15 protein-coding genes are annotated in these 15,771 nt (G+C 75.3%); 6 read left to right on the top strand and 9 right to left on the bottom strand.

Annotated features, from left to right (window positions below):
- Nucleotides 1-5: 5 nt before the first annotated feature.
- The 8 genes from ACFPZN_RS44105 to ACFPZN_RS44070 form a co-directional block, all read right to left on the bottom strand.
- Nucleotides 6-668, bottom strand: a complete 663-nt coding sequence (locus tag ACFPZN_RS44105; RefSeq protein WP_378288818.1) for a response regulator transcription factor — start codon at nt 666-668, stop codon at nt 6-8.
- Nucleotides 665-1,930: a sensor histidine kinase gene (locus tag ACFPZN_RS44100; RefSeq protein WP_378288816.1), complete on the bottom strand. Its 1,266-nt coding sequence runs from the start codon at nt 1,928-1,930 to the stop codon at nt 665-667. Before ACFPZN_RS44100 ends, ACFPZN_RS44105 begins: the two co-directional genes overlap by 4 nt.
- Nucleotides 1,931-2,038: 108 nt before the next feature.
- Nucleotides 2,039-4,162 carry a bifunctional copper resistance protein CopD/cytochrome c oxidase assembly protein gene (locus ACFPZN_RS44095; RefSeq protein WP_378288814.1) on the bottom strand — a complete coding sequence of 708 codons (2,124 nt, stop codon included), beginning with the start codon at nt 4,160-4,162 and terminating at the stop codon, nt 2,039-2,041.
- Nucleotides 4,155-4,475: a hypothetical protein gene (locus tag ACFPZN_RS44090; protein ID WP_378288812.1), complete on the bottom strand. Its 321-nt coding sequence runs from the start codon at nt 4,473-4,475 to the stop codon at nt 4,155-4,157. Before ACFPZN_RS44090 ends, ACFPZN_RS44095 begins: the two co-directional genes overlap by 8 nt.
- A 57-nt stretch (nt 4,476-4,532) precedes the next feature.
- Nucleotides 4,533-6,215, bottom strand: a complete 1,683-nt coding sequence (locus ACFPZN_RS44085; RefSeq protein ID WP_378288810.1) for an AMP-binding protein — start codon at nt 6,213-6,215, stop codon at nt 4,533-4,535.
- 42 nt (nt 6,216-6,257) lie between these two features.
- Entirely contained in the window at nt 6,258-7,547 is a 1,290-nt protein-coding gene (locus tag ACFPZN_RS44080; protein ID WP_378288808.1) for a DUF5685 family protein, read from the bottom strand.
- 153 nt (nt 7,548-7,700) lie between these two features.
- Nucleotides 7,701-9,023: a tetratricopeptide repeat protein gene (locus ACFPZN_RS44075; RefSeq protein ID WP_378288806.1), complete on the bottom strand. Its 1,323-nt coding sequence runs from the start codon at nt 9,021-9,023 to the stop codon at nt 7,701-7,703.
- A 65-nt stretch (nt 9,024-9,088) separates the two neighbouring features.
- Complete coding sequence (locus ACFPZN_RS44070) at nt 9,089-9,559, bottom strand: PucR family transcriptional regulator (RefSeq protein WP_378288804.1); 471 nt, start codon at nt 9,557-9,559, stop codon at nt 9,089-9,091.
- Between the two features lie 90 nt (nt 9,560-9,649).
- On the opposite strand from ACFPZN_RS44070, the gene uraH reads away from it, so the two are divergent.
- From uraH to ACFPZN_RS44040, 6 genes are all read left to right on the top strand, one after another.
- A complete protein-coding gene (gene uraH, locus ACFPZN_RS44065; protein ID WP_378288802.1) occupies nt 9,650-10,069 on the top strand; it encodes a hydroxyisourate hydrolase in 420 nt (139 codons plus the stop codon).
- A 142-nt stretch (nt 10,070-10,211) separates the two neighbouring features.
- A complete protein-coding gene (locus tag ACFPZN_RS44060) occupies nt 10,212-11,402 on the top strand; it encodes a glycerate kinase (protein ID WP_378288861.1) in 1,191 nt (396 codons plus the stop codon).
- Between the two features lie 112 nt (nt 11,403-11,514).
- Entirely contained in the window at nt 11,515-12,324 is an 810-nt protein-coding gene (locus tag ACFPZN_RS44055) for an SAM-dependent methyltransferase (protein WP_378288800.1), read from the top strand.
- Between the two features lie 206 nt (nt 12,325-12,530).
- Nucleotides 12,531-13,646: an alanine dehydrogenase gene (ald, locus tag ACFPZN_RS44050; protein WP_378288798.1), complete on the top strand. Its 1,116-nt coding sequence runs from the start codon at nt 12,531-12,533 to the stop codon at nt 13,644-13,646.
- A 17-nt stretch (nt 13,647-13,663) separates the two neighbouring features.
- Nucleotides 13,664-14,272: a histidine phosphatase family protein gene (locus tag ACFPZN_RS44045; RefSeq protein WP_378288796.1), complete on the top strand. Its 609-nt coding sequence runs from the start codon at nt 13,664-13,666 to the stop codon at nt 14,270-14,272.
- A gap of 320 nt (nt 14,273-14,592) precedes the next feature.
- Nucleotides 14,593-14,841, top strand: coding sequence for a metal-sensitive transcriptional regulator (locus ACFPZN_RS44040; RefSeq protein ID WP_378288859.1), 249 nt, complete (start codon nt 14,593-14,595; stop codon nt 14,839-14,841).
- A 19-nt stretch (nt 14,842-14,860) separates the two neighbouring features.
- Here the strand turns inward: ACFPZN_RS44040 and ACFPZN_RS44035 are convergent, their stop codons facing one another.
- Complete coding sequence (locus ACFPZN_RS44035; RefSeq protein ID WP_378288794.1) at nt 14,861-15,730, bottom strand: oxygenase MpaB family protein; 870 nt, start codon at nt 15,728-15,730, stop codon at nt 14,861-14,863.
- Nucleotides 15,731-15,771 lie beyond the last annotated feature (41 nt).

Raw genomic sequence — 15,771 nt, 5'->3', positions numbered from 1 at the left:
GGACCTCATGAGGGGACGATGTAGCCGGTCTCGTAGGCGAAGATCACCGCTTGGGTGCGGTCCCGCGCCTGCAGCTTGGCCAGCACGTTCCCGACGTGCGTCTTCACCGTCTGCGGGCTGACGAACAGCTCCGCGGCGATCTCGGCGTTGGAGTGCCCGCGCGCCATCAGCCGCAGCACGTCGCCCTCCCGCTCGGTGAGCCGCCCGTGCCAGCGGGCACCGCCCGTCGCGCCGCCCCCGCCGGCGGCGCGGTGCTCGGCCGCCAGCGCCCGGATCGCCGCCGGGAACAGCAGCGTGTCGCCGTCCACCACCATCCGGACGGCCCGCAGGATGTCCTCCGGCCTGGTCCGCTTGAGCAGGAAGCCGTGCGCGCCGGCCTTGAGCGCGTCGTAGACGTACTCGTCGTTCTCGAACGTGGTGACCACGATGATGCGGGGCGGCTCCGGGACGGTCTCCAGGATGTGCCGGGTGGCCTGGATGCCGTCCAGCCTGGGCATCCGCACGTCCATCAGGATCACGTCGGGCCGCAGCCGGGACACCTGCCCGGGCACCTCGGCGCCGTCGCCGGCCTCGCCGACCACCTCCAGGTCGGGCTCGGCGTCGATGATCGCCTTCAGCCCGGCCCGGATCAGCCGCTCGTCGTCCACCAGGAGCACGCCGATCGTCATGACGCCTCACCGTGGAACGCGCGCAGCGGCAGCGCGACCTCCAGCCGCCAGTCGCCGTCGGCGCCGGGCCCGGCGTCCATGGCGCCGCCCAGCACGGTGACGCGCTCGCGCACGCCGCCGAGCCCGCGCCCGCCGCCGTGATGCCCGGCGGGCCGGGCGCCCGCCAGCGGATTGCTCATCTCCACCTCCAGCCGGTCGCCGCGCACCCCGATCCGGAGCCGGACCGGCACCTTCCCGGCGTGCCGCAGCGCGTTGGTCAGTCCTTCCTGGACGATCCGGTACGCCTCCCGCGAGACCGCGGCGGGCAGCTGCTCCAGCTCGGCGCCCACCGCCGCGTCCAGGTCGACGCCCGCGATCCTGGTCTGCTCCAGCAGCCGGTCCAGGTCCTTCAGGGTCGGCTGGGGCGCGGTGCGCGAGGAGGCGTCCTCGCGCAGCAGCCCGAGCACGTGGTCGAGATCCTCCAGCGCCGAGCGGGCCGACTCCTCGATCGCGCCGAGCGCCTCCCGGGCGAACTCCGGGTCGCTGTCCAGGACGCGTCCCGCCGCGCCCGCCTGCAGCGTGACCACGCTGAGCGCGTGGCCGACCGAGTCGTGCAGCTCGCGGGCCAGCCGGTTGCGCTCGGCCAGCCGCACCGCGCGGGCCTCCAGCTCCTCCAGCCGTTCGGCGGCGGAGGGGCCCAGCAGGCGCGGCGCCAGCCGGGACAGCAGCGCCCCCGTCACGCCGATCAGCGCCAGCACGGCGGCGAGCATGGCCACGCCGCAGAACGGCATGATCCAGTCCCACCCCGCCGGCAGGCCGTAGGGGGCGGTGAGCCGGTCCTCCCAGGACACCATCGGCGCCAGGACCAGCACCACGGCGAACGGGGGGACGGCCAGGCTCAGCCCGCTGATCACCACCCCGGCGTGCAGGTGCAGCATGAACCAGGCGCAGGCGCGGATCCGGTTCTCCCAGGTGCGGGCGGCACCGACCGGCAGCGCGGCGATGGGCCCGCCCAGCAGCTCCTTGGTCCCGGCCCCCTCCAGCAGCCGCACCGCCGGGACCAGGCCGGTGACGAACGTGCCGATCAGCGGCAGCACGATCAGGATCAGCACCAGGTTGACGGCGGCCCCCTCCAGCCGCAGGGCGGGGGTGATGCCGATGCCCAGGAACCAGTACGGCATCAGCAGCGCCCCGCCGGTGACCAGGTAGGACCAGCGCCGCCAGTACGTCCGGGTGATCAGGGGCCGGAGGAGCGCGGCGGGGCGGAGGGGGCTGCGGAACACCCCTCGATCCTGGCAGACCGCCGAGGCGGCGGCCTCATCCGCGAGACTCCGTCCCCTCCCCCGCACGGGGGAGGCGCCGGCCCGGGCGGACCGGCCGGGGCGGGCCGCTCAGGATCTGCGGGACCGTTCGTCGCGCTCGGCGAGTTTGGCCAGCCGGGCGTTGTACGCGGCGAGCTCGTCGTCCTCGTCGATCGGCTCCGGGCCTCCGCCCGCGTCCCCGCCGGCGGCGGCGCGGGCGGCGCGGCGCTCCTCGGCGCGGTCGGCCTTGCGGTCGAGCCGGCGGGCCTGCCGCTGGTCGTCGAAGTACCACTGGAACGCCATCGCGATCAGCACGATGAAGGTGGGGATCTCACCGAAGCCCCAGGCGATGGCGCCGCCGGTGTGCTGGTCGCTGATCAGCGAGGCGCCCCACGGCGGGTCGACCGCGGTGTACCAGCCGCGGGCCAGCGGCTCGCCCAGGTTCATCAGCGCGATGCCGAAGAAGGCGTGGAACGGCATCGTGACGAACAGCAGCAGGATCCGCCCGGGGTAGGGCAGCTTGCGCGGCGCCGGGTCGACCCCGATCAGCACCCAGAAGAACAGCGCGCCGGCGGCCAGGAAGTGCGCGCTCATCGCGATGTGCCCGAGGTGGTTGCGCATCGCGGACTCGAACAGCGGGGTGAAGTACAGCGCGAACGTGCCCGCCACGAAGATCACCGTGGCCACCGCCGGGTGCGCGATGACCGCCGTGGCGGGGCTGTGCAGCGCCGCGACCAGCCATTCGCGCGGGCCGCGGTCGCCGCGGGCCCGGGCCGGCTTCAGGGCGCGCAGCGCCAGCGTGACGGGCGCGCCCAGCACCAGCAGGATCGGCGTGAGCATGTTGAGCACCATGTGCTGGACCATGTGCACGCTGAACAGGATCGGCGCGTACCTGGCGATCCCGGTCTGGGTGACGATCACCATGGTGAGCACGCCGAGCAGCCAGGCGGCGGTGCGGCCGGCGGGCCAGCGGTCGCCGCGCCGCCGCAGCCGGACGACCCCGGCCAGGTAGAGCGCGGTGAGCACGGCGGCCAGCGCGGCGAAGAAGAAGTCGAACTGCCACAGCGTCGCCAGCCGGCCCGGGGTGAGCGCGGGCGGCATGTCGTACCCGATGAGGACCTTGACGGCCGACTCGTCGGCGGTGGGCGGGGGCGGCGCGGTCCGGGCCAGCGCCACCGCGAGCCCGGCGGTGGCGCCCATGACCGCGACCTCCACGGTGGCCAGCCGGGTGAACGCGCCGGGCCTGCGCTCGGCGAGGGCGGGCAGCGTCCGCCCGCGGTGCCACCAGCCGAACCAGCCGAGCAGCGCGAACGCGATCATCTTCCCGATGGCCAGCCGCCCGTAGTTGGTGCCGACCAGCTCGCCGGGATCGGGCATGCGGGCGAGGACGTTGACCAGCCCGCTGGCTCCGACGACCACGAAGCACCACAGGGCCATCCGGCTGAACCGGTCGGCGACCACGTCCAGCCGGTCGCGGCGGAGCATCGCGTGCGCGCCGACCACGGCCAGGCCGCCGACCCACGGCGCGACCGCCAGGACGTGCAGCGCCACCCCGGTGGTGGCGACCGAGTGGTTGGCCGCCGAGGAGGAGTGCCCGGTCAGCGGCGGCGGCAGCAGCGCGATCCCGGCCATGACCAGCAGGCCGAACGCGGCGGCGGGCGTGGTGGTGGTGCGGGCGAGCAGCGCCACCACCACGGCCAGCAGGACCACGATCATCAGCGCGGTGCCCTGCGGGAGCTGGCCGACGTAGCTGCTCAGCTCGCTGCCGGTGAGGATCTGCCCGACCGGCTGGCCGAGCACGTCGGCGACGGTGAACACCAGCGTCGCCGCGGCGGCGGCGGCCCAGGCGGCGGCCAGCCAGGACGCGGCGCGCAGGTAGCCGGTCGCGTCGTCGGTCAGCCGCGGCGCGTCCCTGCGCCCGCCGTTCCCGCCGCGTCCGCCGTTCAGGGGCAGCAGGGCCGCGGCGGCCAGCAGCGCGCCGACGGTGACGGCGGCCGTGAGGTTCATCGCCAGCCGCGACAGCGGCAGGCCCCAGCGGGTGACGGTGCCGGCGTCGCCCAGCCCGGGGATCACCTTCTCCGCCGCCGCGCCGCCCAGCACCAGCGCGGCCACCAGCCCGGCGACCGAGGCGGCGACGGCGATCGCGGCGGCGCGCAGCAGGTCGGGCCCGCCGCTCCGGGCGGTCCCGGACGCCGTTGCGGCCGCTTTACTCACCGCGTCCCCGCTTCCGCTCGCCCGCGCCGGGGCCGGGCATCGGGTGGTTGCGCTTCGCACGGAACACGATCACCATCCCGATGCCGATCCCGACCAGCGAGCCGACGCCGATCATGATCCAGGGGGGCGCCCCGGAGTCCTTCTTCTCGCCCTCCGCCGGCGCGGCCCCGTGCGCCGGGGCGGCGGCGACCGAGGCGGCGGCGCCGACCGGGACGGCACTGGCGGGCGCCGCGACGGCCGTGAGCGCGCCGAGGGACAGGACGAGCGCGGCGACGGCGCGGCGCGCCCGCGGCAGGGATATGAGGGTCGTCATGGGAGGCCGGGTTCTCTCGTGCGAAAGGAAGACGCTTCCTACCCTACTGAGCCCCTGTCATAGGGTCGTCAGTACGTGCGCCCGGCCGTTGGCCCGGAACTCCTCGCGCAGGGCTCCGGCCTGTTCGGGGGTGAGGGGCTCGTAGGCCAGGGCCCGCCCCGGCCGCCACCACACGTCCTCTCCCCCGCCGGGGACGTCCCAGCGGGCCTTCCGCAGGGGCCGCTTGTCGACCTTGCCGGTGGCGGTGAGGGGCATCGCCCCGACGATCCGGACGAACCGCGGCGCCCACTTGGTGCCGAGATCGGGCCTGGCCGCGAGGAAGGCGGCGAACGCCCCGGCGTCGAACGGCCGCCCGTCCCGCAGTTCCAGCGCGGCCATCACCTGGTCCCCCGTGCGCGGGTCCGGCACCGGGTAGACGGCGCACATCACCACCGGGTCCCAGCACGACAGGATGCGCTCGACCGGCGCGGCGGCGAAGTTCTCGCTGTCGACGCGGAGCCGGTCCGAGCTCCGCCCGGCGAAGTAGAAGTAGCCCTCGGCGTCCCGGTAGCCCAGGTCGCCGCTCCAGAACTTGCCGTCGCGCACCCGCTCGGCGTCGGCCTCGGGGTTGTTGTAGTAGCCCTCGAACGCGCCCGCCGCGTTGAGCCCGACGATCTCGCCGATGGCCGCGCCCGGGTTGAGCAGGCCGCCGCCGGCGTCGAAGCGGGCCCGCTCGCACTCGGCACCGGACTCCGGGTCGAGGACGGCCACCTCCACGCCCTCCTGCGGCACGCCGAGGGCGTCGGGCGGCGTGTCCGGGGTCTTCCGCAGCGAGATCGCGCCCTCGCTGGACCCGTACCCCTCGATGACGCGGCAGCCGAAGCGGGCGGCGAACCCGGCCAGGTCCTGCGCGGACGCCTCCGTCCCGAACAGGGCCTGGAGGGTGTTGTCGGCGTCGTCGGGGCGTTCGGGCGTGGCGAGGATGTAGGCCAGCGCGCGGCCGACGTAGTTGAAGTAGGTGACGCCGTACCTGCGCACGTCGGGCAGGAAGCCGGAGGCGGAGAACCTGCGGCGCAGCGCGACGGCGGCCCCGGCGTGCACGGCCATCGCCAGGTTGGCCATCACGGCGTTGCCGTGGAAGAGCGGCATCGCGGCGTAGGTGACCGCGTCGCGGGTGATGCCCATCCGCTCGGCGTGCCGGGCGATCGCGGCGAGCCTGCCCTGCCCGCACGCCACCGCCTTGGGGGCGCCGGTGGAGCCGGAGGTGAACAGCAGGAGCAGCCGGTCCGCCGGGTCGGCCGGCACCGGGTCGGCGGGCTCGGGCAGGGCGGCGGCGTACGCGGCGGACCCGGTGAGCAGGACGCGGCCGTCCGGCACGCCGGTGTCGAGGCCGTCCAGGAGCCCGGCGCGGCCGGGATCGGTGACGATCAGGTCGCAGTCGGTGTGCCGGATGTCGGCGGCCAGCTCCGCCCCGCGCCGCGTCGGGTTGATCCCGACGACGGTGGCCCCGGCCAGCGCCGCGGCGCCGATCCAGAAGACGTACTCGGGGACGTTCTCCAGCAGGACGCCGACGTGCGCGGGACGGCGGCCGGGCGAGGGCCGGCCGGGCGGGGCGGGCGCGAGGGCCGCCAGCAGCCCGGCGCGCCGCCGGGCCTCCCGGACGACCTCGGCCCAGGTGCGGGACTCGTCCTCGAACAGCAGCCCGGGACGGTCGTCGCCGGCCCGGGCCAGCAGCATCTCGGCGAAGGTCGCGTGCGCCACCCCGCGAGCGTGTCACCAAGCAGGCGCTTGGTCAAGAGCGGGTCACCCGTCGCAGGGGCAGCAGCAGCAGTCGCAGCAACCGTCGCAGCCGTCGCAGCCGTCGCAGTGCCGGGTGCACCAGCACCGCTTGCCGCAGCTCTTGCCGTGGTACTTGCTCCACTTCGGCTGGTAGACACCGCACGTGAGGCAGACCAGGGAGCCGGTGAAGCAGGGGATGGGCAGGCCCGGCCGCTGCGGCCGACCACCGTGCCCGCCGCCGTGCCCGCCACCACCGAAGCCCCAGCCACCGCCGCCACCACCGCCGCCGGACCAGTCGCCGCCACCGCCGTGGTGCCCGCCGTGCGCCGGCTGGCCGGGCTGCGGGGGCGGCGGGTAAGCACCGCCGTGCGGCTGCTGCGGCGGGTAGGGCTGCTGCGGACCGTACGCCCCCTGCTGCGGCGGCTGGCCCGGACCGCCAGGAGGCGGCGGGTACGCGGCGAAGACGCGCTCGACCGAGCGCCCCACCTCGCGCTCCAGCAGCGCCCGCACCAGCCGCGGCTGCTCCAACTCCAGGTCGGCCAGCGCCAGCCGCAGCCCGTGCAGCGCGTCATCGCAGTGGCGGCGCGCCTCGTCCGGGCCCGTCCCGGTGGCCAGGAGCGGGTTGAACGCGCCCGACTCCAGATCGTCCTGGACGTCCTCGACCGCGTCGATCAGGTGGGCCAGCCGCCCGAAGAACCGGCCCGCCTCGGCCAGGGTCTCGGCGTTGCCCTCCCGGCCCGCCAGCACCGCGGTGTGCGCGAACACCGCGGCGACGGCGGTCTCGGTCGGCTCGGTCAGCTCCACCAGGCCCAGCCCGGCGCCCGCTGCGGAGCGCGCCTCCAGCTCGGGCTGCCGGGCGACCGCCTCGCGCAGCACCGACGGGTCGAACCCGACCGCCGCGCCCGTCCCGGCGCCCGCGGCGTCCCAGCGGTCGGCCATCCGGCCCGCGGCCGCCGCGACCAGCCGCCGCCCGTACGGGCCGTCCCCGTCGGCGACGTGATCACGGGTCTTGCCCGCCGCCAGCAGCAGCGACACCGCCGCCGCGAGCCGCGCCCCCTGCGCCCGCGTCTCGACCACCTCGGCCGCCTTCATCCCGCGCAGCGCGCACGGCCCGGCCTTGCGGCGCGGCGACAGCTCCGGGCGCTGCGCCTCGACCAGCACCGAGACCAGCAGCCCGTCGTAGTTGGTGACGAGGCGGGCGGCCTGGCCGTGCTGGTCGCGCAGCGTCAGGCAGAGCCCGCACAGGTGGGCCATCCAGTCCTTGAACAGGGAACCGCACAAGACGTGCTTGCACGGCCGTACCACTCCGAACATCGGCGGCGCGCTCCTTGGTGTGGCGAGGGTGGTCGCGTCGCGACGGAACGTCGACGACACACCATCGACGCGATCATGCCGGGCCGGGTTCCTCCCGATCCGCGGGCGCCCCTCCGGCCCGGCGCCGGACACCGCCGCCGGGCCGCGCCGCCGTCAGACTCCCGCGCAGGTCAGGGCGCGGCGGTAGGCGTCCAGCCGGGGCCGCTCGGGGGCGTCGGTCTCGGCGAGCAGCTCGGCCAGGTCGAACCAGGTCTGCGCCGCCTCCCGGGACGACTCCATCTGCTCCAGGTGGGTCGCGGCCCGGGTGAGCACCTCGATCGCCCGCTCGCGGCGGCCCAGCCGGGCGCACGCCTCGCCCAGCACGGTCAGCGCCCACGCGGTCGCCCGGCGCGGCGCGTCGCCCAGCAGCTCCAGCGCCTGCTCGGCCAGCGCCACCGCCTCCCCCGGACGGCCCAGCGCCGTCTCGGCACGGGCCAGCTCGGTCAGGCACCAGGCCACGTCGATCTCCCCCGCCGAGCTGGCGTTGATCTCGGCGCGGACCTGGCCGAGCAGGTCGCGGGCGCGCGCGGCCTCGGCGGGACGGGCGCGCAGCAGCAGCCCGGCGTAGACGATCCGGAGCCGGGCCAGGTCGCGCGGGTCGTCGCTGGGCGTGACCCCGCCGGGCCCCTCCTTGCCCGCCAGCATGAGCGCGCGCTCGGCCAGCGCGACGCCGTCCTCGTACTCGCCGCGGATCTCGGCGACGTAGGCGGCCTCCCAGTACGCGGCCATCCGCGCCCGCGCGCTGCCGATCCGCTCGGCCCGCTCGACCAGCTGCAGCGCCAGCTGCCGGGCCCGGACCAGGTCGCCGCGCTCGATGAAGGCGGCCAGCAGCGCCGCGCCCAGGTGCACCGCGGCGTCGGTGGAGTCGGCGCCGCTGGCGATCAGGTGCCGCATCGCCTCCTCGGCCACCTCCACGCCCGCGCTGATGTCGCCGCGCTCGCGCAGGCAGCGGCTCAGCGCGACGTGCACCCTGGCCCAGTGGTCCAGGTCGGCCTCCGCGGACGCCTCGGCGGTGAGGGCGCGCAGCCCGGAGATCGCGTCCTCCAGCTCGCCGGCCGCCTCCAGCGCCATCGCGTGGCCCCAGCGCGCCTGGTGCAGCATGTCGGGCAGCGCCACCGCGTCGGCGTTGGCCAGCACCTCGGCGAACCGGGCCCTGGCCTCCTCCGCCGCGCCGTTCTGCAGCGCGATCTCGGCGTAGTCCAGGGTCACCCGCAGCTGGTCGACCACGTCCTCGCTGACCCCGCTCACCAGGTAGGTGGGCGAGCAGTTCAGCTTGGCGGCGAGCAGTTCGATCACGCTGGGCGCCGGCACCCGCTTGTCGCTCTCGATCAGCGAGATATAGCTGTCGGACAGCTCCGGGAAGGCCAGCTGCGCCTGGCTGACGCCCTGCCTGATCCGCAGCGCTCTGATGCGCTGTCCCAGTGTCTCCCGATCCATCGTGTGACCACCGCCTACGAGGTTGTGCTCCGAGGGTTCCCCACCGGGTCCCGCGCTCCGGCCCATCACCGCCGCGTCGCCCGCAGCGCGAGGAAGAAGTCGACCCGATCTTCCAGTGTGCCCAGATCGCGCCCCGTCAGCTCCTCGATTCGCCGGATCCGGTACCGAAGCGTGTTCACATGGACGTGCAACCGGGTGGCCGTGCGGTTCCAGGACCCCGAGCAGGACAGGAAGACCTCCAGGGTGTGCAGCAGCTCGGCCTGCCGGACGCTGTCGTACTCCTCCAGCGGCCCGAGCAGCCGGGTCCGGAACGACCAGCGGGTCTGCTCGGGCACCGAGGCGAGCAGCAGCGCGTAGGAGTCGACGTCGCCCCGGTCGCCCCGGTCGCCCCGATCACCGCCGTGCCCCGGGCCGCCGTGCCCGGTGCCGCCGCCGTGCCCGGGCTCGCCGCCGTTCCTGGAACGGTCCCTCACCCGGCCGCGGACGCCGCCTCCCGCACCCGCACGGTCGCCGAGCGCACCCACAGACTGTCGCATTCGCACCAAGGCAGGCTATAGCGGACTTGGTCCGTTACGCAGCGCTCCCCCGAAGTCGGCGGAGAGTTCACGGGCTGCTGTACTAGCCGCATGACCCCGTCCACCCCTGCGACCGAACCGGCGCCCGGGCCCGCGCCCGTCCACGTCTCCACCCATGTCCTCGACACCCAGCGCGGGCGTCCCGCGGCCGAGGTGCCGGTACGGCTCGACGCCTACGACGGCACCACCTGGCGTCCGCTCGCGGTGGGCGCGACCGACGCAGACGGCCGCTGGAGCGCCCCGTCCGGCGGCGCCGCGGATGACGGGACCGGCGGCGGAACCCCTTCCCCGGCGCCGGGGAACGGCACCTACCGGCTGCGTTTCGGCACCGGGATGTACTTCGCCGGGCTGGACACGGCCACCTTCTATCCCGAGGTGAGCATCATCTTCACCATCGCCGACACGGCCGAGCGGCACCACGTCCCGCTGCTGCTGAGCCCCTACGGCTACTCCACGTACCGCGGCAGTTAGGCGGGGCGGTCAGAGCGGGCAGCGAGACCGGGCGCCCCCTGCCGGTCCTCGGGTTTGAGCGCCGCGGCACGCGATCTGGGTGTCAAATAGTGCCTTCATGACGTAAGCAGAAGGTAGGGCCTTCCCTCCCGGCTTGAAAGGCGTGGCTGTGTCGTCCCCGGACTCTCCCCCCGACCACCCCCCGGGCGGTCACGTCCTGCTCGCGCCGGACAAGTTCAAGGGATCGCTCACCGCGCCCGAGGTCGCCCGCCATCTGGGCGCCGGGCTGCGCCGCGCCAGGCCGGGGGCGCCGATCGTGGAGCTGCCGGTCGCCGACGGCGGCGACGGCACCGCCGAGGCGGTCATCGCCGCGGGCTGGCGCCGGGTCGAGGTCGAGGTGCGCGGCCCCACCGGCCGCCCGGTCACCGCGTCGCTGGCCCTGGACGGCCGCAGCGCTGTGGTGGAGCTGGCCGAGGCGTCCGGGCTGCGCCGGCTGCCGGGCGGCAGGCCCAGCCCGCTCACCGCCACCAGCCTCGGCACCGGCCAGATGCTCGCGCACGCGCTGCGGCTCGGGGCGCGCCGGATCGTGCTCGGCGTGGGCGGCGCCGCCTGCGCCGACGGCGGCGCCGGGCTGGTGCAGGGCCTGGGCGGGCGGCTGCTGGACGGGCTCGGCAAGGACCTGCCGCCGGGCGGGGCGGCGCTGCGCGGGCTGCACCGCCTGGACCTGCGCGGGATGCCGGACCTGTCCGGGGTGGAGGTGATCGTCGCCGGGGAGCCGGAGGGCACGCTGCTGGGCCGCAACGGCTCGGCCACCGGCCAGGCGCTGCGCCGCGGCGCGGGCCGCGAGGAGGTCCGGGCCCTGGACGCGGGGCTGCGCCGCTGGGCCGATCTGGCGGAGGCGGCGTCCCGCACCGCCGCGCGCGACCGGCCGGGCGCCGGGGCCGCGGGCGGGGTGGGGTTCGCCGCGCTGGCGTTCCTGGGCGCGACCGTCGAGCCCGGCATCGGCCTGATGCTCGACCTGCTCGGCTTCGTGGACAAGGCCAGGGGCGCCCGCCTGGTGGTGACCGGGGAGGGCTGCCTGGACGTGCAGTCGCTGCGCGGCCGGGCGCCGATCGGGGTGGCCCGCGCCGCGGCCCGCGCCGGGGTCCCGGTGGTCGCCGCGGTCGGACGCCGCGGGCTGACCGGCGAGCAGGCCCGCAAGGCCCGCGTCCAGGCGGTGTACGCGCTGACCGACATCGAGCCGGACGCGGCGCGCTGCATGCGGCAGGCGGGCCCGCTGCTGGAGCAGCTGACCGTCGCGATCGCCGACGAGTGGCTGCCGCCCGGCCGCACGCCCGGCGCGGCGCGACTGTGAGCACCGTCACTTCGGACAAAGATCCATAACCGGGCGGCGCGGCGGCCCGCCCGCGTTTACGATCGTTCCGACACGGCCGTACGGGGGTCGCGCGAGGGTGGAGGGCCCGCTGATGGCGGAGCAGGAGTACGACTGGGCCTCGCTCGGGATCGACGTGACCAAGCCCAGCATCGCCCGGGCCTACGACGTCGTCCTGAAGGGCAAGGACAACTTCGAGGTCGACCGCGCCTTCGTGGACCAGATCGTGAAGATCATCCCGGAGCTGTACGACGTCGCCGCCTACAACCGCGAGATCCTCGGCCGCGGCGTGCGGTACCTGGCCGGCGAGGTGGGCCTGCGGCAGTTCCTCGACCTGGGGTCGGGGCTGCCGACCGTGCGGAACACCCACCAGGTCGCCCAGGAGGTGGCCGCCGACGCCCGCGTGGCCTACGTCGACAACGACCCGATCGTGCTGGCGCACGGCCGGGCGCTGCTGGCCGAGAACGACCGCACCACGGTCGTCACCGCCGACCTGCGCGAGCCGGAGAAGGTGCTGGCCGACGCCGACGTGCGGCGGCTGATCGACTTCGACCGGCCGGTGGCGGTGATGCTGGTCGGGATCCTGCACCACCTGCACGACGAGGAGGGGCCGCAGCGGATCGTGGAGACGCTGCTGGACGCGGTGCCCTCGGGCAGCCACCTGTTCGTCACCCACTTCTGCGCCTCCAGCGAGGAGGCCCGCGCCGCCGAGGAGCAGTACCTGGCGCTGCTGGGCACCGGCCGCTTCCGCACCCCCGAGGAGATCACCGCCTACTTCGGCGGCCTGGAGCTGCTGGAGCCGGGCGTGGTGCCGCTGCCGCTGTGGCGTCCCGACGGGGAGGTCCCGGCCGAGCTGACGGTGGGGCAGCGCCTCATGTACGGCGGCATCGCCCGCAAGCCCTGATCCTCTCCCCCGCCCACTTACAGCCTGTAAGCAAGCCGCGCCCTTCCTTTACATGCTGCCGATGGCAGCGCGGGTGCCGCAGGCCGCACCCTTGAGCGTAGAGACCGCACTCTTGAGGCGTGGAGACGGGAAGTCCTGAGGCGCGGAGGCCGGATCGCGGGCAAAGATCCGGCGGCCGCGGCCCCGGAGGGCGCAGAGGGGCAGCGATGAAGGTCGGCGTACCGCGCGAGGTCAAGAACCACGAGTACCGGGTGGCGATCACCCCCGCGGGGGCGCACGAGCTCGCCCGCCGCGGGCACGAGGTGTTCGTCGAACGCGGCGCCGGCCTGGGCTCGGCCATCCCCGACGACGACTACACCGCCGCCGGCGCCAAGATCCTGGAGGGCGCGGACGAGGTCTGGGCCGAGGGCGAGCTGATCCTCAAGGTCAAGGAGCCGATCGCCGCCGAGTACCACCGGATGCGGCGCGGCCAGATCCTGTTCACCTACCTCCACCTGGCCGCGTCCCGCGGGCTCACCGAGGCGCTGCTGGCCTCCGGCGTGACCGCCGTCGCCTACGAGACCGTGCAGCTGCCCGGCGGCGCCCTCCCGCTGCTGGCCCCCATGTCGGAGGTGGCCGGGCGGCTGGCGCCGCAGGTCGGCGCGTACTCGCTGATGCGCTCCAACGGCGGCCGCGGGGTGCTGCCCGGCGGCGTCCCGGGCGTGGCCCCGGCCCGCGTCACGGTGATCGGCGGCGGCGTCTCCGGCCTGAACGCGGCGCAGATCGCCGTCGGGATGGGCGCCGCGGTGACCGTCCTGGACGTCAACGTCGACCGGCTCCGCCGGATCGACGAGATCTACCAGGGCCGGCTGCGCACGCTGGTGTCCAACGCCTACACGGTCGAGGAGGAGGTCCGCGCCGCCGACCTGGTGATCGGCGCGGTGCTGATCCCCGGCGCCAAGGCGCCCACGCTGGTCCCCAACACGCTGGTGGCCGCGATGAAGCCGGGCTCGGTGCTGGTCGACATCGCGATCGACCAGGGCGGCTGCTTCGCCGACTCCCGCCCCACCACGCACGACGCGCCCACCTACAGGGTGCACGAGTCGATCTTCTACTGCGTGGCGAACATGCCCGGCTCGGTGCCCAACACCTCCACGCACGCGCTGACCAACGTCACGCTGCCGTACGCGCTGGAGATCGCCGACCGGGGCTGGCGGGACGCGCTGCGCGCCGATCCCGCGCTGGTCCACGGCCTGAACGCGCACGACGGCCGGCTCACCTACGACCACGTCGCCGAGGCGCACGGCCTGCCCCACGTGCCCGCGGAGGCCGTCCTCGCCTGACCCGTAGAGTGGATCGCATGGGGGAAGTGATCGTTCTGCGGCACGGCGAGACCGAGTGGAGCCGCGACAGGCGGCACACCGGACGCACCGACCTCCCGCTGACCGAGCGCGGCGAGGAGCAGGCCCGGGCGCTGGCGCCGGTGCTGCGCGACCGGCCGTTCGCCCGGGTGCTGTGCAGCCCCGCCTCCCGCGCGCTGCGCACCGCCGAGCTGGCCGGGCTGAGCGTGGACGCGACCGACCCGGACCTGTGGGAGTGGGACTACGGCGGCTACGAGGGGATCACCAGCGCGCGGATCCGCGAGGACCGCCCCGGCTGGTACCTGTGGGCCGACGGCGTGATCCCCGGCGACGCCGACCACCCCGGCGAGACGGTCGAGCAGGTGGGCGAGCGGGTCGACGCGGTGCTGGCCCGGATCCGGCCGCTGCTGGCCGATGGTGACGTGGCGCTGGTCGCGCACGGGCACGTGCTGCGCGTCCTGACCGCGCGCCGGCTCGGACTGGAGCCCGCCGACGGGCGGCTGTTCGCGCTGGAGACCGGCACCCTGTCCGCGCTCGGCACCGAGCACGACCGGCCGGTGATCAGCGCGTGGAACGTCCCGCCGTCCGCCGCGGCCGAGCACGGCTGACCGCCGCCCGCGACCCCGCCGAGAACGGTCACCGGGGGACGAAACCGGCCGGTCGCAGGGGGGACGGAACGTCGGCGCGGGCATATACGGTACCCCTAGAGGGTTGATCCCCCGGCGGGTCCCACGGAACGGCACCCTCCGGAGTGATTGCGAGGACGACGATGGCCACCAGCGAGACCCCCACCAGGGACGACAGGCCCGCACCGGAGCAGCCCGCGGCGCAGGAGCGGCCCGCGGCGCAGGGCGACAGCGCGCCCGGCGCCGCCGCCCCGGCGCGCGGCGACACTCCCACGCGGGGCTACACCGCCACCAAGGACCAGCTGCAGACGCGCCTGCGGCGGATCGAGGGCCAGGTGCGCGGCATCGAGCGGATGGTCGACGACGACCGCTACTGCATCGACGTCCTGACCCAGATCAGCGCCGTGCAGGCCGCCCTGGACAAGGTGGCGCTGGGCCTGCTCGACGGGCATGTGCGGCACTGCGTGGCCGAGGGCGCCGAAGAGGGCAAGTCGGACGTCATGTCGACCGAGCTGATGGCCGCCGTCGGCCGCCTGATGCGCCGCGGCTGAGCCCCGGCCCCTCTCCTCTTCAGGAGGCGATGACGAGGGGGCGGGCGCCGTCCTCGCGCTCGCGGATCAGCTCGCGGGCCCGCAGCGCGTCCGGCTGGTAGCGCAGCCGCTCGGGGATGACGTGGGTGGTCCGGTAGAGGCCCTTGAGCGTCAGCGTCGCCGCCAGGTCCGAGGTGGGCAGCCCGGGCAGCCCGTACATCCGCCGCGCCCAGCGCGGCAGCGTGGAGACGACCAGCAGGCCGATGCCGGGCGCCGCCAGCTTGAGCGGCAGCAGCTGCCTCGGCACGTTCGGGTTGAACATGCGCAGCAGGCCCTCGCGCGCCTCCCGGCAGGCCCAGATTCGGCCGCGCATGTCCTGGTAGTACTCCTCCATCTCGGCGACCGAGGCGGGCACGCCGGCGGGGTCGAGGCCGACGACCGCGGCGGCGCGGCGCTGCTCGTCCACGAAGCGGTCGGCGTCGGCGTCGCTGAGCGGCACCCCGGCGCGGCGGGCGACGTCGAGGTAGGAGTCGACCTCGCCCATGTGCACCCAGAGCAGGTTCTCCGGTTCGTCCACCCGGAACGTCTCGCCGGTGCGCAGGTTGAGGGCGGTCAGCTTGGAGTGCAGCTTGCGGACCCGGCGGCCCACCCGCTCGACCTCCTCGCGCGTGCCCCACGTCCGCACCCGGACGAACTCCACCGTGCGGCCGAGCCGGGCCCAGGCGGCGTGCGGGTCCATCAGCTCGGAGTTCTGCGCGGTGCCCCACATCGACTGGGGATGCAGCGCCTGCAGCAGCAGGGCGCGGATGCCGCCCACCATCAGCACGGGCTCGCCCATCACCCGCCACGTCACCGACTCCGGCCCGAACAGGCCGTGATCGCCGCGCTCGCCGTGCTCGTCCTCGTGCACCGTCGCCGACCTCCTCGCCCGGGATCTGCCGCACCCCGAAC

The organism is Actinomadura rugatobispora, assembly GCF_042656285.1.
In the GTDB taxonomy this organism is placed as follows: Bacteria; Actinomycetota; Actinomycetes; order Streptosporangiales; family Streptosporangiaceae; genus Spirillospora; species Spirillospora rugatobispora.
This window is presented reverse-complemented; position numbering and strand designations above follow the sequence as displayed.